21 protein-coding genes are annotated in these 19741 nt (G+C 64.3%); 10 read left to right on the top strand and 11 right to left on the bottom strand.

Annotation, left to right across the window (positions count from 1 at the left end):
• The first annotated feature begins 152 nt into the window (after positions 1-152).
• The gene (locus EN862_RS14760) at positions 153-2588 is read left to right on the top strand and encodes an EAL domain-containing protein (RefSeq protein ID WP_127865045.1); all 2436 of its coding nucleotides are present in this window, start codon (positions 153-155) and stop codon (positions 2586-2588) included.
• Positions 2589-2656: 68 nt separating this feature from the next.
• Here the strand turns inward: EN862_RS14760 and EN862_RS14755 are convergent, their stop codons facing one another.
• A complete protein-coding gene (locus tag EN862_RS14755) occupies positions 2657-4189 on the bottom strand; it encodes an acid phosphatase (protein ID WP_127865044.1) in 1533 nt (510 codons plus the stop codon).
• Between the two features lie 205 nt (positions 4190-4394).
• Between EN862_RS14755 and EN862_RS14750 the strand changes: the two genes are divergently transcribed.
• Positions 4395-5654, top strand: coding sequence for a cytochrome-c peroxidase (locus EN862_RS14750; RefSeq protein WP_127865043.1), 1260 nt, complete (start codon positions 4395-4397; stop codon positions 5652-5654).
• Positions 5655-5794: 140 nt separating this feature from the next.
• Positions 5795-6052, top strand: coding sequence for a hypothetical protein (locus tag EN862_RS14745; RefSeq protein WP_127865042.1), 258 nt, complete (start codon positions 5795-5797; stop codon positions 6050-6052).
• A 154-nt stretch (positions 6053-6206) separates the two neighbouring features.
• Here EN862_RS14745 and EN862_RS14740 read toward each other — a convergent pair whose 3' ends face one another.
• Complete coding sequence (locus tag EN862_RS14740; RefSeq protein WP_127865041.1) at positions 6207-6794, bottom strand: dihydrofolate reductase family protein; 588 nt, start codon at positions 6792-6794, stop codon at positions 6207-6209.
• Positions 6795-6890: 96 nt separating this feature from the next.
• Between EN862_RS14740 and EN862_RS14735 the strand changes: the two genes are divergently transcribed.
• Positions 6891-7307, top strand: coding sequence for a helix-turn-helix domain-containing protein (locus EN862_RS14735; protein WP_127865040.1), 417 nt, complete (start codon positions 6891-6893; stop codon positions 7305-7307).
• A 152-nt stretch (positions 7308-7459) separates the two neighbouring features.
• Here EN862_RS14735 and EN862_RS14730 read toward each other — a convergent pair whose 3' ends face one another.
• The 6 genes from EN862_RS14730 to EN862_RS36570 all read right to left on the bottom strand — a co-directional run bounded on the left by EN862_RS14730 (position 7460) and on the right by EN862_RS36570 (position 11196).
• The gene (locus EN862_RS14730; protein WP_127865039.1) at positions 7460-7675 is read right to left on the bottom strand and encodes a hypothetical protein; all 216 of its coding nucleotides are present in this window, start codon (positions 7673-7675) and stop codon (positions 7460-7462) included.
• Between the two features lie 411 nt (positions 7676-8086).
• Positions 8087-8233, bottom strand: a complete 147-nt coding sequence (locus EN862_RS36140) for a hypothetical protein (RefSeq protein WP_189401139.1) — start codon at positions 8231-8233, stop codon at positions 8087-8089.
• 98 nt (positions 8234-8331) lie between these two features.
• Positions 8332-8565: a hypothetical protein gene (locus tag EN862_RS14725; protein ID WP_095815955.1), complete on the bottom strand. Its 234-nt coding sequence runs from the start codon at positions 8563-8565 to the stop codon at positions 8332-8334.
• Between the two features lie 114 nt (positions 8566-8679).
• Positions 8680-9240: a cytochrome c gene (locus tag EN862_RS14720; RefSeq protein WP_127865038.1), complete on the bottom strand. Its 561-nt coding sequence runs from the start codon at positions 9238-9240 to the stop codon at positions 8680-8682.
• Positions 9237-10763, bottom strand: a complete 1527-nt coding sequence (locus EN862_RS14715) for a multicopper oxidase family protein (RefSeq protein ID WP_127865037.1) — start codon at positions 10761-10763, stop codon at positions 9237-9239. The genes EN862_RS14720 and EN862_RS14715 overlap by 4 nt, the downstream gene beginning before the upstream one ends.
• A gap of 256 nt (positions 10764-11019) precedes the next feature.
• Positions 11020-11196 carry a hypothetical protein gene (locus tag EN862_RS36570; RefSeq protein WP_189401136.1) on the bottom strand — a complete coding sequence of 59 codons (177 nt, stop codon included), beginning with the start codon at positions 11194-11196 and terminating at the stop codon, positions 11020-11022.
• 203 nt (positions 11197-11399) lie between these two features.
• On the opposite strand from EN862_RS36570, the gene EN862_RS14710 reads away from it, so the two are divergent.
• From EN862_RS14710 to EN862_RS36840, 3 genes are all read left to right on the top strand, one after another.
• Positions 11400-12944 (top strand): DUF2778 domain-containing protein, encoded by a 1545-nt coding sequence (locus EN862_RS14710; protein ID WP_245519582.1) that lies wholly within the window; start codon positions 11400-11402, stop codon positions 12942-12944.
• Positions 12945-13163: 219 nt separating this feature from the next.
• Entirely contained in the window at positions 13164-14249 is a 1086-nt protein-coding gene (locus EN862_RS14705; RefSeq protein WP_245519581.1) for a glycosyltransferase, read from the top strand.
• 7 nt (positions 14250-14256) lie between these two features.
• The gene (locus EN862_RS36840) at positions 14257-14412 is read left to right on the top strand and encodes a hypothetical protein (RefSeq protein ID WP_245519580.1); all 156 of its coding nucleotides are present in this window, start codon (positions 14257-14259) and stop codon (positions 14410-14412) included.
• Positions 14413-14414: 2 nt separating this feature from the next.
• Here the strand turns inward: EN862_RS36840 and EN862_RS14700 are convergent, their stop codons facing one another.
• Positions 14415-15173: a DUF4239 domain-containing protein gene (locus EN862_RS14700; RefSeq protein ID WP_127865035.1), complete on the bottom strand. Its 759-nt coding sequence runs from the start codon at positions 15171-15173 to the stop codon at positions 14415-14417.
• 215 nt (positions 15174-15388) lie between these two features.
• Between EN862_RS14700 and EN862_RS14695 the strand changes: the two genes are divergently transcribed.
• The 3 genes from EN862_RS14695 to EN862_RS14685 all read left to right on the top strand — a co-directional run bounded on the left by EN862_RS14695 (position 15389) and on the right by EN862_RS14685 (position 17758).
• Complete coding sequence (locus EN862_RS14695; protein WP_127865034.1) at positions 15389-16174, top strand: ThuA domain-containing protein; 786 nt, start codon at positions 15389-15391, stop codon at positions 16172-16174.
• Positions 16175-16275: 101 nt separating this feature from the next.
• On the top strand, positions 16276-17334 hold the full coding sequence (locus tag EN862_RS14690; protein WP_127865033.1) for a Gfo/Idh/MocA family oxidoreductase: 1059 nt from the start codon (positions 16276-16278) through the stop codon (positions 17332-17334).
• Between the two features lie 22 nt (positions 17335-17356).
• A complete protein-coding gene (locus tag EN862_RS14685; RefSeq protein WP_127865032.1) occupies positions 17357-17758 on the top strand; it encodes a GFA family protein in 402 nt (133 codons plus the stop codon).
• A gap of 142 nt (positions 17759-17900) precedes the next feature.
• On the opposite strand, the gene EN862_RS14680 is transcribed toward EN862_RS14685, so the two are convergent.
• Both EN862_RS14680 and EN862_RS14675 read right to left on the bottom strand, forming a co-directional pair.
• Positions 17901-18623, bottom strand: a complete 723-nt coding sequence (locus EN862_RS14680) for a 3-keto-5-aminohexanoate cleavage protein (protein WP_127865031.1) — start codon at positions 18621-18623, stop codon at positions 17901-17903.
• Between the two features lie 169 nt (positions 18624-18792).
• Positions 18793-19725, bottom strand: a complete 933-nt coding sequence (locus EN862_RS14675) for a dimethylarginine dimethylaminohydrolase family protein (protein WP_127865030.1) — start codon at positions 19723-19725, stop codon at positions 18793-18795.
• Positions 19726-19741 lie beyond the last annotated feature (16 nt).

Below are 19741 nucleotides of genomic sequence, written 5' to 3'. Positions count from 1 at the left end.
CTGGTGGGAACGGCCTCCCACCTCTTTCGGCCGTTGGCCGCGTGGGCTCGAAAATCGATCGCACGATCCGGGTTGCGATGAAGGGCTAAGGCACATTAGCGGTTCCTAAACCGTGAAGCGATATCTCTTGCAGACTGTAGGAGGCTTTGCGGATGAACGCCTTCTGGCGAATGACCGGATTTGCTTTGATCCTGGTGACCGGCGCGGCGACGCTGGCCGCGTTGCACATCCGTTCTCAGCGCGACTTCGCGCTCGCCAAGGAACGCTACCTCGAGAACTCCCAGGCGGCATCGCGGGCAACCGCCAAAACCGTCGAAGACGCGTTGCGCGCCATCTATGAGAATGTCCGGACCCTAACCTACCTGCCGAGCGTGCAAAACCTCGATCGCCATGGCACGAATCTCGGCGAGGAAGGCCGCGCCACGATCCAGCAGATCTACAACAACCTGGCCAACAACGTTTCCATCTCCGAAGTCTACTTCCTGCCGCTGGATTTCGACCCCGATCGCTTCGACCCGGTGACGGGAAAGCTGGAGGAGCCGATCCTCCAGTTCGACCAGTTGATCGTGAACGCCAGGGCAAGGACCGACGCCAGCAGCGCCAAAAAACTCGCAACGCTGGACAATCAATCGCTGACGCGTCCGCCCGAAGAGGTCGAGACCTATGAATACCACGAGCTCGCCAGGCAGCTTGCCTGGCTCAAGGCGAACTATCCGACTTCGAGCAATATCGAAGGGCTCAACGTACCGATCATCGGCACGAAAGAGCTGATCACCTGCGACAACACGGACTTCATCCACAGCGGCAACGACGCCGACCGATCGGGCTTCATCCTGTCGGTTCCCGTTTTCGCGGCCGACGGCAGCCTGCGGGGCTCGGTTTCGGCCATTATGCTTACCTCGGCGCTGAGAAAGCTTCTGCCCAGCGCCGATTATGTCATCGTCAATGCGGACTACGGTTTCGAGTCCGACCAGCATCGGCTTTCGACGTCGCTGGCGGCGGATACAAGTTCCTTCACCGCCCCCGATCCAAAACTGATCTATTCGGAAGTGATCCCGCTTTCCCTCAACGATCCGAGAAGCGCGTGGCGGCTCTGGGCCGGATTCCCGAACAGCCGGTTCGAGAACGATGTCGATGTCCAGTCGGTGCGGCAGTTCGAACTTGCGAGCTATGCCGCAACCGCCATCGTCACCCTGCTGGCGTTGGTGTGCTGGTATGCAATCGGGCGCACGATGTCGATGCAGACAGAGGCCGCCGAGACCCTGGAACGGCGGGTGGATGAACGCACAGCCGAGATCCAGCACCTGGCCACCCATGACATCCTGACTGGCCTGCCGAACCGTAGGCTGCTGGCGGATACGATGGACGAGGCGTTGCGCAGTCTCAGGGACGCCGAGAAGCTGGCCGTGCATTGCATCGACCTCGACCGCTTCAAGCCGGTCAACGACACGCTTGGCCATCCGGTCGGCGACGAGCTTTTGCGCGCCGTGGCGGCGCGGCTGAAGCAGCAGGCCGGTGAAACCGCCATGGTGGCGAGGGTCGGCGGCGACGAATTCACAATCCTGCAGTTGCTGTTCGATGACGACGACCAGGCCGGAGGGCTGGCGAGCCGAGTCATCCATGCGCTCTCCGGCGAATTTTCCATTCAGGGCCACACGATCAACATCGGCAGCAGCATCGGCATCGCCGTCTTTCCCGAGGACGGACAGAGCTCCGAGGTCCTGATCAGAAATGCCGATCTTGCCCTTTACAAGGCCAAGATGGAAGGCCGCGGCACCTGCCGGTCGTTCGAGCCGGGGATGGATGCGCGACTTCAGGAGCGCCGCCAACTCGAGGCTGAACTGGCCGTCGCCGTGGCAGACAATCAGTTCGTGCTCCACTACCAGCCGCTGCATGAGGCAATGACGTCTAAGCTTACCGGCTTCGAGGCGCTCGTACGATGGAACCATCCGCGACTCGGCCTGCTGGCACCGTCGGAGTTCATCCACCTCTCGGAAGAGACCGGCGTTATCGACGCGCTCGGTGAATGGATCTTGCGGCAAGCCTGCTCCGACGCCGCCCAATGGCCATTGCCCGTCAAAGTCGCGGTCAATCTGTCGCCGATCCAATTCAAGCAGCAAGGGCTGCCGCTTCAAGTCGCCGCGGCGCTCGCAGCCTCCAGCCTCATGCCGTCGCGGCTAGAGCTCGAGATCACGGAGTCGGTGCTGCTGGCGCACAACGAGCACACGATCAAGACCCTGCACAGCCTGCGCGATCTCGGCGTCGGCATCGCCATGGACGATTTCGGGACGGGATACTCCTCGCTGAGCTATCTGCGGTCCTTCCCGTTCAACCGTATCAAGATCGACCGCAGCTTCGTCAGCCTGATCTGCGAAAGCAGCGAGAGCCGTGCCATCGTCAAGGCGGTCGCCGATCTCGGCTCAACGCTCGGCATGACCACGACCGCCGAAGGCGTCGAGACCGAGGATCAGTACCGCCTGGCCAAGGAGAACGGCTGCACGGACGTGCAGGGATGGTTGTTCGGACGACCGATGCCGGCGTCCGAGCTCGCAGCCTTTTTCGAGGCACCGCGCGCCCTTACCGCCTGACGACGCGATCTTGCCGGCGGAACGACAAAAGGCCCGCCAAGCGGGCCTTTTGCACGAGATCTCTTAGCCTACTTCGTCAGGTCGAGCGCGGCGGAGAGGTCGCCCATCGGCGGCTGGTCGTGGTTGCGCAGCGCCTTGTCGCGGGCGACGATGCCCGGCAGCACCGGCAGGTCATAGCGGTTGGTGATGAAGCGCAAGATCGAGGTGGTGTCGTACTGCGTGTGGTCGACCATGCCCATCCTGGCATAGGGCGAGATGATGAAGGCCGGGACGCGGTTGCCCGGGCCCCAGCGGTCGGCCTTGGGCGGCGCAACATGGTCCCAGAAGCCGCCATTCTCGTCATAGGTGACGACGACCAGCATATGGGGCCATTGCGGGCTCTTCTCCAGATGCGAAACGATGTCGGCCAGATGCTGATCGCCAGAGGTCACCTCGGCATAGCCGGCATGTTCGTTGAGGTTGCCCTGCGGCTTGTAGAAGGAAACCTGCGGCAGCTTGCCGTCGTCGATCGCCTTGATGAACTCTTCGCCGCCGAGGCCGCCATCCTTGATGTGCTCGGCGCGCGCGGCAGTGCCTGGCGCGTAAGCCGCGAAATAGTTGAAGGGCTGGTGGTGGAACTGGAAGTTCGGCACGGGCGTCGCGTTCTTGCCGTCAAGCGCGGCCTGCCAGGCGCCTGAATACCAGGCCCAGGAAATACCCTTGAGCGACAAGAGATCGCCGATGGTGATCTCGTGCTGCGGCGGCAGCGTGTTCGGCTGCGACGGATCGGCCAGCGCCTTGTCGCCACCCTCGACCGGCTTGTTGGCGCTCGGCTGATAAGGCGGCTGCATGGTGTTGACGGCGTAGAAGTCGGGCGTGACGGATCCGTCATTGGCGAATTTCGGCACGCCGCCAAGTGCGGAGGCCGGCGAATTGTCGGCCGGCTTCAGCGTCACACCATCCGGCTCGACCACCGCGATCTGGCCCTTCGCTGGGCTGGTGTCGGCATTCGGATAATAAGGCACGCAGGCGCAGGCCAGCATGAAGTGGTTGAGGAAGGACCCGCCGAAGGCGCCCTGGAAGAAGTTGTCGGCCAGCACATATTTCTGGCCGATCGCCCACATCGGCAGCTTCGAGCCATCGTAATGGCCCATCACCAGCGAGCCGGAATCCGCCCAGGCGACGAACTTGTCGTTCTTGCCGCCGTCGATCTGCATCTGCTCCTGATAGAAGCGATGCCACAGGTCATGTGTGATGACGCCGGTGTTCTCGTTAAAACCCTTGGGATCGTCGATGGCGAAGACGGCATTGGGAAGATGCGCGCTCTGCGCTTCCGTCACCGCCGGCGTCACGCCCTTGCCGGTCAGCCCGCCCCAGGCCGGCGGCAATTCGGAGAGCGGCTTGCCGTCGCGGTCGATCTGGAGCGCCTGGCCGGGCGATACGTTGGCCAGGCCGTTCGCGCCGGGGAAGCCGCCATAGAGATTATCAAAGCTGCGGTTCTCGGCATAGATGACGACGACGGTGTCGATCTTGTCGTAGCCGGGAGGAGCCGCATGGGCAGCGGCAGAGAGCGATGCCAGCGCCGTCGAGGCGAGGCAAAGGGAGAGAAGGGACCGGGTCATTGGGAAGTGCCTCTTGGCTGGGGAATGGCTGGAGGACGGCTATGCGTGTGCGAGAATAACGAACAGGATGGACCCAGCTACTTCGATGCCTTATCACCTTTGTGACATTTGGCGCCGTCTCAAACACGGTTTCGTGAGCGCGAAGACTGGTCATCAATCTTTTGCACTGCCTCCTTACTTCCCGGCAGAATTCAGGATGGCACCGATGACGATGGGAAGATGGCAGAGCCGGGCGGTCGTCATTGCAGCGGCTTCGATCGTCGGCTTCATCGTGCCAGCCAACACCGCGGAGCCTTCCAGCGTCCATCCCGGCCCGATGTCACGCCAGGAAGCCTATGCGCGCGCCGAAGCGCTGACGGCGCTCGGGCGGCAGATGTTCTTCGACCCTTCGCTTTCGGCTTCCGGCAAGCAGGCCTGCTCGTCCTGCCACGATCCCAACCACGCCTTCGGACCGGCCTCGGCCTCGCCGGTCGAAATGGGCGGAGCCAAGCTCGACCAGCCCGGCGTTCGCGCGGTGCCGTCGCTGCGCTATTTGCAGGCGGCGCCATCCTTCACCGAGCATTTTTACGATTCCGAGGATGAAGGCGACGAGAGCATCGACAACGGCCCGACCGGCGGCCTGACCTGGGATGGCCGCGCCGACCACGGCCAGGATCAGGCGAGGATCCCGCTGCTCTCGCCCTTCGAGATGGGCAACAAGGACGAGGCCCAGGTGGCCGCCAGCCTGCGCAAGGCGCCCTATGCGGACGCCTTCAAGGCGGCCTTCGGCGTCGATGTCTTCGACCATCCGCAGGACGCCTTCGACGCGGCGGTTGAAGCGCTCGGCACCTTCGAGCAGAGCGGCACCGACTTCTATCCTTATTCCAGCCGCTACGACGCCTTCCTTGCCGGCAAGGCACAGCTTTCGGCGCAGGAATTGCGTGGACGCATGCTGTTCGAGGACGAGGTGAAGGGCAATTGCGCGAGCTGCCACTTGAGCGAACCAGCCAATGACGGCGAGCCGCCGCAATTCACCGATTATGGCCTGATCGCGATCGCCGTGCCGCGCAATCCGGCCATCCCCGCCAATGCCGATCCCGATTACTTCGACCTCGGGCTGTGCGGTCCGCTGCGCACCGATTTCAAGGGCCGCGCCGAATATTGCGGCCTGTTCAAGACGCCGACGCTGCGCAACGTGGCCTTGCGCAAAAGCTTCTTCCACAATGGCTATTTCCACACGCTGCGGGACGCGGTCGCCTTCTACGCCAGCCGCGACACGGATCCTGGGCGCTGGTATCCGAAGAAGGCGGACGGTACGGTGCACAAATTCGACGACCTGCCAAAGGCTTACTGGCCGAACCTCAACACCGACCCGCCCTTCGACGGCAAGAAACCCGGCGACAAGCCGGCGCTGACCGACGCCGAGATCGACGACATCGTCGCCTTCCTCGGCACGCTGACGGATGCCGACCAGGCGGGCCAGTGAGGCGGCTCAGCCGCTGTAAGGAAAGGCGGCGCGGGTTCCGGTCGGGATTGTCCCCTGCAATTATGCGCCTGTGTGAGCCAGGTCATAGGAACGACAATCAGCGTCTGCTATATTAGAATCTCATCAGAGCGGGGGCTCGAATGAGGTTCGTCGCGGTGCAGGAGCCGCCCCATCACAGTTGGGCGGTGGTTGATACGATCAACGACGCGCCGGTGGAATTTGCCGGCCGGGTGCTAATCGGACTTACATCGCGTGAAGCGCGCTGGTTCGTCGCTGTAGCGAATGATCCTATGCCCTGGCCGCAAGGCGGCCGGCGGGTTGCGTGGCTGCGGGTCATCGGTCAGAGTGCCGATGTCAGGTTGCTGGCTTTAGAAAAACACGGCCGCACAGCCGGTTAAAGCATGTCTCCCGAAAGTGGTAACCGGTTTCGGGAGACATGCGCAAAATCAAAAACCTAAAGCGCATGAGCGAATCTGAAAGATCGCGACGTGCTTTAGGAAGGCACGCTGCCGAATTGATTCAAGGCAGATCGTTCTGCGCTGTCTCGGCCCCTCATTGCGCCGGAGCGTAGCGGCTTACCACCATACCGCAGGCATAGGACTTCGAGCCGAGGAGTTTCAACCTGGCAAATCCGCCCTGATGGAAGATGCGGCGGCCGCTGCCCAGCACCGCTGGATTGATGAAGAGCTGGAACTCGTCGACCAGGCCGGCGGCGATCAGCGCCGAGGCGAAGCCGGCGCCGCCGAACACCGCGATGTCGCCGCCCTCTCCCTGCTTCAGCGCATCGACCTCGCGCGGCAGGTCGCCGCTTACGACCCGTGTCCGTTCCCAGCGCGAAGCTCCGAGCCTGTTGCTCGCCACCACCTTCTCAGCCTCGACGATGCGCCGCGCGAAAGCATAGAAGCGATCCTTCGGATATTTCTTCGCCGCATTGCCCCAATGGGCAAGGTAGCCCTCCTCCGCCATCTTGCGGCTCAACAGGATGGTGTCGACGGTCGCGAAGACGGCATTGAAATCCTGTTTGAGCTCCTCGTCCCAGGCGCTGTCGTCGCCCCATTCCCAAAGCTGCCAGCGACGATCCTCATCGGAGCCGACAAAGCCGTCCACCGACATTTGCATCTGAAGGATCAGCTTCCTCATCTTCGTTCTCCTCGCCAATGATTTACTTTTGGAACCATTTGACGCAATGCGATAATGGTGTCAATAGTAAATTGATTTACAAATGGAAGCATATTAATGGCGACCAAGGGACGGTCCGGCTGCCCGATCAGCCTCTCGCTCGAATTGCTCGGCGACCGCTGGACACTGCTCATCATCCGCGACCTGGCTTTCGCGGGGAAACGGCATTTTCGCGAATTCCTGCAGTCCGACGAAGGCATCTCGTCGCGCACGCTGGCCGAACGGCTGCAGACGCTGCAGGACGAAGGCATCCTCACCCGCAGCGACGATCCCAGCCATGGCCTGAAGGCGATCTACCGGCTGACCGAAGCCGGCATCGACCTGTTGCCGGTGCTGGCTACCCTGGGAGCGTGGGGCAGCAAACACCGCAAGGCCGACGACAAGCTCGCCCGGATCGCCGATGACCTCGCGGCCGGTGGCGAGCCGGCGCTCGAGCGGATGAAGGCGACGCTCAGGGCGCTACATCTGGGATAGCGAAGGCGGAATACCGCACTCTCCGGCGAGCTATGTCTGCTTGGGGTCAGCGGGCGGCCTTGCGCAGCGGTGCGTCGAAGCAAATGCAACGCCCGCGCGCCGTCCGCCGATTTGTCCCGGATTTTCACAGTTGGCTATGAGCGTCGACGATCTCAGCCATCCAGTCCGCTCTGCAGCGGCCCGGCCGGCTCCTCGGCCGGTGGCTCCCCGGGAAGCCCCAATCGCAGCCGCTCCTCCTCGGCGAAGCTCTCGGCCTGTTCGTGAATATCGAACACTTGCTGCGTCAGCCTGCCACCCTCGACGACGCGCACGATCCATTGGCCATTGACGGCTTTTACACGGACGCTGTCTGGCTCGCTTGTTACCATATACGGCCCCTGCCCTTCGGCCCAAGTATCTGATGTCTAGACCCAATAGGATCTAGAGCGCGCGAAGTTGCCGAAAAGCGGAGCTGATCGTTCTTTAGTGCAAAGGCACTCGCCGATACTCAACAGATTTTTGGAATCTGGGAAATAAAAACGATTATGGCGCCTACGCTGCCTGATCCCCGGCGGACATAACTCGCGGAGCGATGGGCGGCCCGGCAGCCTTGGGGGGTGATACTGGGTTCGGCGGCCGGGCCTAACCGGAGTTTGCGAGGCCGCCGGCTGCAGGAAAGGATGCGCTCGCGCCCATGCAAGGGCAAGAACGACCTAGGCCCTAGGACCAAAGCTTCAAGCGCAGGGCCGAAACGGACCAATTACAATCAGACTGGAAAACCACCTGCAGCCGGCCGCGCGTCAAAGGCCGAGATAATGCCGGCCGACGAGATAGCCGAGCGCCGCGACCACCAGCGGAAACAGCGCCGGCGCCGCCCTGCTGAACAGCGAGGCGCTTATCTCCTTGGCGGGAGCGCTGGGTTTGGCATTGCCGAGGTTTTTGGTCATGGCTCGCTACCCCGTTGGGGCTGATTGCCGGCGGAGCCATTAAATTAGAAGTCGCTTATTAAGTTTCCGGCAAGCCCAACGCTACAATTCGCGGCAATTTATTCCGATTGCTGGGTGCGCTCGGCAAGCGCGAAAGCCTGGAGGTTGCGCGATTTGCCGGGGTCCTGGTCGGCATTGGCGATGATGGCGTGGAAGGCCGCGCGGGCGATGTCCTTCTTCTTGGCGTCGGGATGCTCCTTGCGCACCGCCTTGACCAGATCCTTCGGCGTCATGCTGGGGGTGACGAGGCGCATCAGCGTGTCGCCTATGGCCTGCAATTCGCTGGCATCCATAACGATGACCCTTTTTTGACGACATAAGCCTAGCATATAGGGGGGCGAGCGCGTCACTTTTGTGATACGCGCCGGTAGAATGCGCTGCCATATCACGCCCGACCGCATCCGGCCTCACTCCACTTTGCGCCGGAACTTCGAATGGCAGCTCGTACAGTCCTGCAGGATGAGGTGCAGGAGATGTTCCGGCGGCATGGTGGCTGGATCTACTTCAGCCGCGCCCGGGCGCTTGCCGAGCAGGCTGCCGCCATCCATCGGCGGGCCGGTCATCCGCATGTCGGCGGTGATCCCTGGCGGCGGATTCGCGGCCTTGTCAGCGAGCGCGTCGGCGAGCCGGCTGATATGGCGGGCGAGCGCCTCGAACTCCGGCCGGGCCTGGTCGATCTCCGGTTTGGCGGCCGACGGCGCGCCAAGCGTGCCCTGCGGGAATTCGCCGGTCAGGGCGCCGGCGCGGGCGCTCAGGTTGTCCGCCGCCGCCTTGAAGGCCGCCGGCTCATAGGCGCGCTTGCCGTCGAACATTTCGGCGATCGCCCTGGCGGCGGCCGCCATCTCCTTCATCGAGGCCTGGCGCGCCGCCACGATGGGATCGCCCGGCTCCGCGGCCAGCGACGGACCAAGGATCAACGGGCCGGCGAGCGCAAGCATCGCCGCCGCTACAATTATGCGATCCCTCATGCCTGCACGTCGACGATGCCCATCATGCCGAGCTGCTCATGCTCCAGGATGTGGCAGTGATACATGCGCGCGCCCGGCCGTTCCTGGCGCGTGAGAAGCCGCACCGTCTCGCCGCGCGCCACGTTGACCGTGTCCTTCCACGCCAGATAAGGCGGCTTGGCGACCTTGCCGCCCTGTTCGCGCTCGACCACCTGGAACTGCGTGCCGTGGATATGGAACGGATGGTCCATGTCGGCCTGGTTGACGATTTCCCAAAGCTCGGTATCGCCGGCCCGGGCGACGATGTCGACGCGCCCCATGTCGAAGGCCTTGCCGTTGATCAGGAAGTCCATCCCCATGCTCGCGGCATTCATCGTCATGGCCTCGGTGAGGACGAGGCGGCGGCTGACGGCGGGAGCCCCAAGCGGCGTGATCGGCCGCAGCCGTTCGGGAAGCGGCGGCATCGCCTCGGCCGGCGTTTCGGAAACACCGACCGTCAGCAGCGTCAACCCGGCGTCCGTGGGCCGGCCCGGCCCCATCCAGCCGCGGTCGTAGGGAAGCGTGGTGAGCGTGGCGGTACCCGGTCGGTCGAAGGCGACGACCAGCTCGACGCGCTCGGCCGGGCTGAGCAGGATCTCCTCGGCCGCCACCGGCTTCTCCAGGAGACCGCCGTCGCTGCCGATCACGGTCATCGAAGCATTGGCGAAATCGAGCCTAAGGAAGCGCGCATTGGTAGCGTTGTAGAGCCGCAAGCGCCGCTTCGTGCCCATCGCGACCGCCAGCTTCGGGTTCTTCTGGCCGTTGACCAGCACATGGTCGCCGACGCGGCCGTTCATCATGTCGATCATGGTGTTGTCGGGCATGGATCCGTCGGCGGCCAGGCGAAGGTCGGTGAACATCAGCGCGGTGTCGCCATAGGCCGCCGGAACCGGATCGGCTTTCGCCTTGACGACGAAAGCGCCGGCAAGGCCGCGATAGACCTGCTCGGCCGTCCGGCCATGCGGATGCGGGTGATACCAGTAGGAACCGGCCGAGCCCTCGGGCAGATCGAAGGCGTAGACGCGGTCGGCGCCCGCAGCAACCGGGTCCATCGGGTTGCCGTCCTGGTCGGCGGGCACCGGCATGCCGTGCCAGTGGATGGTGCTTTGCTCACCCGAGATCCGGTTGGCGAAGGTGATCTCGACGCGGTCGCCCTCGTAAGCCTCGATCAACGGCCCCGGGCTCGTGCCGTTATAGGCGAGGATCGACGTGTCCTGACCCTCAACGAAGCGCGCCGTGGCGGGCTCGGCCGTCAGCCGCGCTTTGAACAGGCCGGGCCGGCCGGCCTTGTTGGCCAGCAGCGGCAACTCGCGCAGAGCCTCGCCCTCGGGCAGCGCCGCGGGCGCTTGCGTCATGGCGCCCATGTCATGGCCGGCATGACTGCTCATATCCATGCCGGGCATGGAGTCCATGTTCGACATGTCGTCCATCTTCATTTGCGCCAGAGCGCGCGGGCTCGCCAGAACCGCCGCCAGGCCTGCCGCCAGAAAACCGCGTCGATGCATTTTTTCTCCTGGATCTCGGTTGGGAAGGACGCCGCCGGGACGATCCTTTGAGCACGCTACGGGTTCCAGTAACTGGAAGGTCAAGAGCGATGTCGCGGCCGAAGCGCTCCCACCCGCAGTGACTTTTTTCGGGTGTTTTTGTCCGGATGGCGCGAAGAGCGATCCCGGACCGCCGCCCGATCGGCTGGTCCACAACATTTCCGGCCTGCCTGTTTCAAGGTTCGCCGAACGGTCGCATTTTGACCCCAATCCACCTCTAGCCGGCTGAAGATGTTGCGGTTCCGGTCTTCACGGTTTCTTGACAGAGGCCGGAAAAACGGGCAGCAAAGCGGGTGAGGGAGAGCATTTTTACCGTGGCGAAGACCATGGAAGGCTCTTTTTTCGTATGGACCGTCGCCAAAATCGGCGATTGGTGGAGGGATTGGTTAACCATCTTTGTCCATCTTTTGAATCAATCGGCAACAGACGCGTGAAGGTGCAGGGGGCACCAGCGAACTGTGATCGTGACGGGTGCAAGGTGCGAAAACCGGCATGCCGATTGAGAGTGGTCGTATGGCGTTTTTGCGTTTGAAAAACCGGGGTGACGCTCCTCATGGGGGGATAACTTCGAAAAAGTCTGGTCATCGTTGGGTCCTGGTGCCTGCTGTCGGCGCCGCCCTCGCCCTATGGTCCGCCGCAACCTTGGCGGGGCTCTATTCGGTGAGCACCTCGCTGACCGCCGCTTCCAACGGATTGCCGCAGGGCGTGCTTTCGCCGCGCACCCTCGCGCTTGGCGACCAGCGCCGGCAGATTGCCAATGCCTGGGCGCTGCATCTTGGCGTCTATGGCGGCTATAAGGCAGGCTCGCTCACCGGCGGCTGCGATGCCGGCTGCTTCAGCCTCGCGACGAGCTTCAGGCAGGGCGGCCAAACTCCTGAAAAAATTAAGGATAAAGTTCTTGACGGCAAGATGGCGCGCCTCAAGCTGCCGGCGCCCGACAGCGTCGCGCAGGAAAAGGTCGTGGTGGTGGCTTCGGCCGCCGGAGCCGTCGACCGTTTCGACGGCGTGGTGAAGCGGGCGGCGCTTTCGCCGCAGAAGCTTGCCGAAGCCTTTGCCCGCGCCGAGAACGCGCCGTTCCTGCTTGCCAGCCTGCCTTCGGCCAGCCGCTTTGGCGGCGCGCAGCCGGACGCCCCGATCGAGGCGCGCTTCGGTTCGCAGCCGGCCGAGACCCCCGAAGCTTCCGAGCTGGCGCTGGCGCTTGCCAACGTCGCGCCCGAGGATACGGCGGATGTTCCGACTGCCGTCGCGCTGCAAAACAGCGACGCGCCCAATGTCGCCGGCCCCGATGCTGCTGACAGTGCGGACAACGGCAAGGACGGCGGGTACCAGGTCGCCTCGCTGCCGCCGCAAGACGATCTGCCCGATGCCATTGCCGTGCCCGGTCTTCGCCCGCGCACCACGCTGGAGCGCGCCACCGAGGCGCCTGAACAGAATGCGGCCAAGCCGCAGAAGCCGGAGGCCGCGAAGCCGCAGGCCGCCAAGGCCAAGCCGCAGCCGACCGAATCCGACACCGTGCAAAGCGCGCCGACGGCGGTTTCACCGAGAAGCGGCGACCAGGCCCTGCCCGGCGTGGCGAATTCGAAGCCGATAGTGGCCGACACCAAGCCCGGCAAGCGCAAGGCGCAGGCGTCGGAAATGCTCGCCTATGCCAAGCCGGACACGCCGGAGCGCGGTAACCTTGGCGGCGCTTTCCGCAGCCTGTTCAATGGGCCTTCGACGGGCAATGGCGTCGCCGTCTACGATATTTCGGCGAGAACCGTTTACATGCCCGACGGCTCCAAGCTCGAGGCGCATTCGGGACTGGGGTCGATGGTCGACCAGCCACGCTTCGTCAATCGCAAGAATGTCGGTCCGACGCCGCCGGACACCTACAATCTGTCGATGCGTGAATCGCGCTTCCATGGCGTCGAGGCTATCAGGCTCACGCCGACCAGCGGCAGCAACAAATATGGCCGCAACGGCTTGCTCGCCCACACTTACATGCTGCGCGGCGGCCGTGCGGAATCCAATGGCTGCGTCGTCTTCAAGGACTATCACCGCTTCCTTGCCGCCTACAAAAGCGGCAAGATCAAGCGCCTTGTCGTCGTCCCACGCCTGACAAGCTCCCCCACCCGGGTGGCCCAGGAGGGCCGCCAGGGTTAAGCCTACTCCTGCCGGCGAACGTGTCGCCGGCATTTGTCAGTCCCCACTTGCTGATCCGAAGGGCCTCGCGCCAAAACGCGCGTGAACGCCGATGCCATCGCGGCATCTGGGAAGCGATAACGACCCTTCCCAGGATGTAGATATGGCGCGGCCCGGGCTTGCGGCAAGCCCCCGGGCATGGCGTATCAACGCTGCTCCGAAAAGAAAACGGAGCACGGAATGCGGATCTTGTTATCGACTTACGGCTCGCGCGGCGACGTCGAGCCTTTGGCGGCGCTGGGCGCGGCGTTGCAGGCGCATGGCGTCGAGGCCCGGGTGAGCGCGCCGGGCGACGCGGAGTTCGCCGCGCTTCTGGAGCGCGCCGGCGTGCCGCTGGCGCCGGCTTTCGCGCCGGTGCGCGAATGGGCGAAGGAGATGGTCAACCGGTCGCGATCGGCGACACCCGAGGACAGGGCCAGGCTCATCTCCGGCCAGGCGACCGAGATCGCCGCCAGGCAATATGAGGCGCTGAGCGCGGCCGCCGAAGGCTGCGACGCGGTGGTGGCGTTCGGCCTCTTCCCATCCTGCGCCGCCGCGCGGCTGGTCGCGGAACAACGCGGCATGCGCTACGTGCTCGGCACGTTCTGCCCCATCTGGCTGCCGTCGCAGCACAACCGGCCGCATGAATATCCTGGACATCCGCTGCCGGCCGGCGTCACCGACAACCGGCTGCTGTGGGAAACGGACATCCGGACTAAGAACGCGCTCTTCGGCGAGGCGGTCAACGGCCAGCGCGCATCGCTCGGACTGCCGCCGGTGCAAAATGTTCGGGACTATGTCTATGGCAATCCCGTCCTGCTCGCCTGCGATCAGGTGCTGGGCCCATGGCTGCCCTCGGACCTGATCGACGCCGTGCAGACCGGCGCCTTGATCCTGCCGGACGAACGGCCCCTCCCCGATCGGCTCAACGCGTTCCTCGATGCCGGTCCGCCGCCGGTCTATGTCGGCTTCGGCTCGATATCGGTTGCCAGGGAAGCCGGCCGCGCCGCGATCGAGGCAATCCGCGCCAGGAGCCTTCGCGCGGTGCTCGCACAGGGCTGGGCTGGGCTCGGCCTCATTGATGATGGCGACGACTGCTTTATCATCGGCGAGGTCAACCAGCAGGCGCTGTTCGGCCGCGTCGCCGCCGTCATCCATCACGGCGGCGCCGGCACGACCGTTGCCGCCGCGCGGGGGGGGAGCGGCGCAGCTGATCGTGCCGCAGATCGGCGACCAGCCCTATTGGGCAAGGCGTGCCGCCCAACTTGGCATCGGCGCCGCCCATGACGGTCCGGTGCCGACGAAGGAGTCATTGTCGGCGGCATTGGACGTGGCGCTGGCGCCGGAAACCCGCTCTCGAGCGGCGGCAGTGGCTGGCAAGATCCGCGCCGACGGCGCCGAGGTGGCGGCAAGGCTGCTGATTGAATTGCTCGGCCAATCCAGCCGGTGAACTCATTGCGCGGTCAGTTCCGCCAGCGCCCTTTGCAGGGGCGCCGGCGAGATCTGGATCGGGCCTGAAAAGGGCGAGTCCATGTCGATGATCAGATAGATCGCCGCGGCCACCAGCGCCGCCGAAATGAGGCATGTGAAGACGACGGTTCCATTGCGCGGCGCCCTGAAACCGAAGCTGGCGAAGATCAGCGTCAGCCAGGCGACGAGCAGGACGATCAACGGCGCAGGAATGGCGCCCTCGGACTGCTCGGCAAGTATCCAGCGTTGCTCGACCAGCTTTTGCAGCTGCTGTGTAGCGGCCTGCTGCGTGGCGGTCTGCCTGGCATCCGCGGGCGTCAATCCCGCCATGAGGTCGCCGACCTGATTGAGCAGCAGTTCCGACAGCCTGTTCGGGACGACCGTCGTGTCGCTGTCGGCCGTTGAGGTCTCGACGACACGCTGGACATAGGCCGTGAGCGACTGCCGGGCGCTGTCCGCCGCCGGCCCATAGAGCCGGAGCGTTCGGTCGAGCAGAATGAGATCAGTAGCGAAGGTGTGTACGTTGCCGTTGATGGACTCGAATGTGTTCTTGGCCGAGTTGATCATCAGGCCGAGCATAAGCGACGACATCACCACGAAAAGGTTCGCGGCAAGCCGCACCACCGCGCTGGTGTCGTCCCCAAGGTGGTGGGCAGGGAAGCGCTCGTGCACCATCAGGCTGACCAGCGAGGCCCCGGCCAGGCAAGCAAAGATCGCTGTCCCTACAAGCACTTCGCCCATGGCTGACATTGTAACCGAGGCGCGGCGCTTGCCAATCGGCTGTGCGGCGGCTGAATCCGCGTCGAAGCATAAGGACCTATATCGTTGGCCGACAAGGAGACTCTCGCGGCCGGCCTCCCTGCACAGCGAAGCAAAGGTTCGAAAACACCTTTCAATACCGGGCGAAGGCGTTATCTATGGCGCGGGGCGGCTCCCAATCACTCACGAGGCAATCCATGACAATTCGCGCTGTCGTCTGGGGCGAGAACATCCATGAGCGGACCAATGAGGTGGTGGCCTCCATCTATCCGGAGGGCATGCACGCGACCATCGCCAAGGCGCTGAATGCGGACAACGCGATCTCCGCCTCGACGGCGACGCTGGAGCAGCCGGAGCACGGCCTGCCGGAATCCCGCCTCGCCGAGACCGATGTGCTCGTCTGGTGGGGCCACAAGGATCATGGCGCGGTCGCCGACGAGGTGGTCGAACGCGTCGCAAAGCGCGTCTGGGAAGGCATGGGGCTGATCGTGCTGCATTCCGGCCATTTCTCGAAGATCTTCAAGCGGCTGATGGGCACGCCCTGCACGCTGAAATGGCGAGAGGCCGGCGAGCGCGAGCGGCTCTGGGTGACGAGCCCCAACCATCCGATCGCCGAAGGCGTCGGCGAGTTCTTCGAGCTCGAGAACGAGGAGATGTATGGCGAGCAGTTCGCCGTGCCGGAGCCGCTGGAAACCGTCTTCATTTCCTGGTTCCAGGGCGGCGAGGTGTTCCGTTCGGGCCTCACCTACCGGCGCGGCGCCGGCAATGTCTTCTACTTCCGCCCCGGACACGAGACCTATCCGACCTATCACGACGCCACCGTGCACAAGGTGCTGCGCAACGCGGTGAAATGGGCGCACAACCCGCAAGGGTCGAAGCCCGCCATCCTCGATGCGCCGAACGTGCCGGTCGAGAAGGCGCTGGAGCCGATCGAGGAGCGTGGACCAAAACTGCACGGGCATGGCGAGGCCGGCTTCCGCTAAAAAGCGCTTCCCTCTTTGCTTGGGATTGCGCGGACACAGCGTCTGGGCCACATTCGCCTCGCACGATTGAATCGAACCAAACCGCTCGGAGAAGCAGAAAAATGCGGCTTTTGATACTCGGAACCGGCTGGATGGCGCAGGAACATGCCCGCCGCTTCGGCGCCATCGAGGGGGTCAACATCGTCGGCGCGGTCGACGTCGATGCGGCTCGTGTCGGCGAGTACGCTGACGCCTACAAGATTCCGAAGCGCTTCACCTCGCTTGAGGCGGCGATCGACTGGGGCGGTTTCGACGCGGTCGCCAATGTCACGCCCGATCGCATCCACCATCCGACCACCATGGCGCTGATCGCCGCCGGCAAGCCGGTGTTGTGCGAGAAGCCGCTGGCCGAAAATTTCGGCAAGGCCAGCGAAATGGCCGACGCGGCGGAGGCCGCAGGCATCGTCAACATGGTCAACCTCACCTACCGCAACGTGGCCGCGCTGCAGAAGGCGCGCCAGATGGTGCAGGCCGGCGAGATCGGCACGGTGCGCCATGTCGAGGCGTCCTATCTGCAGAGCTGGCTGGTGTCGAAATTCTGGGGCGACTGGCGCACCGATCCGAAATGGCTGTGGCGGCTGTCGCGCGGCCACGGCTCGAACGGCGTGCTCGGCGATGTCGGCATCCATATCCTCGATTTCGCCAGCTATGGCGCGGCGCTCGACATCGATCATGTGTTCTGCCGGCTGCGCGCCTTCGACAAGGCACCGGGCAACCGCATCGGCGAATACCAGCTCGACGCCAATGACAGTTTCGCCATGACGCTGGACTTTGCCAACGGCGCCTTCGGCGTGGTGCATGCCAGCCGCTGGGCCACCGGCCACATCAACGAACTGCGCCTTCGCATCCATGGCGACAAGGGCGCCGTCGAGGTGGTGCACAATCTCGACGGCTCGATGCTGAGGGCTTGCATCGGCGCCAACGTCGAGAACGCCAAATGGGAGGAACTCGACGCAGGCTCCGTGCCGACCAACTACCAGCGCTTCGTCGAGGCGGTGAAGAGCGGCGCGCAGACCGAGCCGACCTTCCGCCACGCGGCTGGCCTGCAGAAGGTGCTGGACCTCGCCGTGGTGTCGGATGAGAAGCGCGCCGAGTTGAGGGCCCACGCGGATACGCAGTAATGTCCCGCAGGGAGGAGCCTGCATGGTCACGCGTCGCGCCGAATGTTCCTGCGGTCAGCTGTCAGCCACTTGCTCGGGCGAGCCTGTACGCATTTCGGTTTGCCATTGTCTCGATTGCAAACGGCGCACCGGCAGCGCCTTCAGCTACAACGTCCGGTTTGCCGAGGCCGACGTGTCGATAGAAGGGCGCGCCTCACAGTTCACGCGCATCGGCGAGCAGGGTGGACGGGTCATTAACAGCTTCTGCCCGGATTGCGGGACCACCGTCCACTATCGCATCGACACGCAGCCCGGCCTCACCGCCATTCCGGTCGGCGCCTTCGCGGACCAATCGTTTCCACCGCCATTCCAGTCCTTCTACAACGACAGCCGCCGCTGCGAGTGGGTCGAGATAAGCGCCGAGCCGCTGGCGAAGTTCGGCTGACTGCCGAGTTCCTTCCTCGCCCCGCCAAAGGCGGGGAGAGGTGTCCGCGAAGCGGACGGAGAGGGGCCTTCGTAGGGCGCTCCCCCCTCCGTCTCGGCTTCGCCGAGCCACCTCTCCCCACTTCGTGGGGCGAGGAACCGGCTCACGCCCGGCGATAAATCCCCACCGCCGCCGCTACCAGCGCCGCGTTATCCGCCGCGACACTCCCATCCGGCAATTCCTTCCCGTCCTCCAGCCCGACCCGCGTCGAGAATTTCCGCAGCGCCGCCCGCCGAACAAAAGGCCACACGGTTGCGTTCTCGCCATGCAGCAGGATCGAGCGGTGGATACCCTCGCGCTGCAGCACCTTTTCGATGCCGTTGGCTACAGCGAGGGCCTCGTCCAGCGTCTGCTCGGAAATCTCGATCAGCACGCGCAGCACCCGCCCGCCATGGTCGAGACTGGCAAGCCTGAGCGCGTCGCCGATCGAGGCCAGTCCGGCCTCGATGCCGACGCCGCGGCCGCGCAGGGCCTCCATCACCTCGGGCGCTGCCGTCTCGCTGAGATTGACGGAGGCATAGTCGGGCAGCTCGCGCCAGCCGGAGATGGCGACAAGCGTGCGCAGATCGTCCTTCTCGATCCAGGCGCCGGTCGAGACGCCGATCAGCGTGCCCGGACAGGCGCGGCGCAGTGCCGCGACCGTCCTGTCCATCGCTTCCGGCGCCAGGCTCTCTTGGCCGTCGGCGCCGCGCGCATGGACATGCAACTCGGCGGCGCCCGCAGCGATCGAGGCGGCAGCGTCGCGCGCCATCGCCTCGGGATCGAGCGGCAAGGCAGGATGGAAGCTGGCGGGACGGGCACCGTTGATGCAGGCCTGTACGATCATCTTTGCGGCAATCCTGTTTCGGCTAGGCGGAGCCTAGCCCAGGGCCAGGATGATCGGAACGGATGTGGCGAAATCTGCTGACAGGCCGGGCCTGCAAAGAGAAAAACCCCTGGCCCGAAAGCCAGGGGGTAAGCGTCCCCCTTCGGTGGTTTCGGACCTTGAAAACCCGTTATGCCGGCACGCGCTTCAGCGCCTGCGCCATGCAGTGGATGCCGCCGCCGGTCTTGGAGATCTCGCTCATGTCGACGGCCGCGACCTCGAAGCCGCGCGCCTTCAACTGGCCGATGAGGCTCTTGCTGGAGGTCGGCGCGATCACCCTGTCCTTGCCGAGCGACATGAAGTTGCAGCCGAGCGCCATCGTGTCCTGGAAGGGTACGTCGATGATCTCGTGGCCCTTGCCCTTCAGCCAGTCGACGATGCCGGGCTCGGTGCAGGCGAGGCAGACGGCGGTGAGCTTTTCGGCGATCGGGACCACCATCAGGTCGATATGGACGTAATACTCGTCGATGAAGGCGAGACGCGTCTCCCAGCCTTCCTTGTCGAACCATTCCTTCACCTGGCGGGCGCCTTCTTCCTGGGTGCGGGCGCCGCCGCAGCCGATGAGCACGACGCCCTCCTCGATGACGTTGAAGTCGCCGCCCTCGAAGGTGCCGGCCGTCACCATGTCGTAGATCGGGATGCCGAGCTTCTCGTAGGTGCGGATGGCGGCGTAGTTCTCGCCGCGCCGCCACCAGTTGGCCATGGCGGTAATGAAGGCGCCATAAGGCGTCATGACGCTGGAGTCGCGCGAATAGACCTGCATCGGCAATTCCGGCGTCGGCTCGTGCCAGTGGATGTTGACGCCGAAATGCTCGTAGGCGGCGACGAGGTCCTTGTGCTGCGCCTGCGCGATCTGGATGTTGCAGGGCGCCTCGCGCAGATGTTTCCTCGACAGCGAGCTGGTCGACAGGTGTCGCAGGAAATTGGGCGAGCCGAGCAGCACGTCGGTCAGCACATCGGTTTCGTTGGCGAAGCCCCAGGCGGTCAGCGGCTTGGTGCCGCCATTGGGGTTGCGGCGCTGCAGCGAGAACGGCTCGGCGACGATGCGGTCATGGACGGTCATGGTGTTCTCCTCTGGA

This window comes from Mesorhizobium sp. M2E.F.Ca.ET.219.01.1.1, assembly GCF_004016445.2.
Lineage (GTDB): Bacteria > Pseudomonadota > Alphaproteobacteria > Rhizobiales > Rhizobiaceae > Mesorhizobium.
This window is presented reverse-complemented; position numbering and strand designations above follow the sequence as displayed.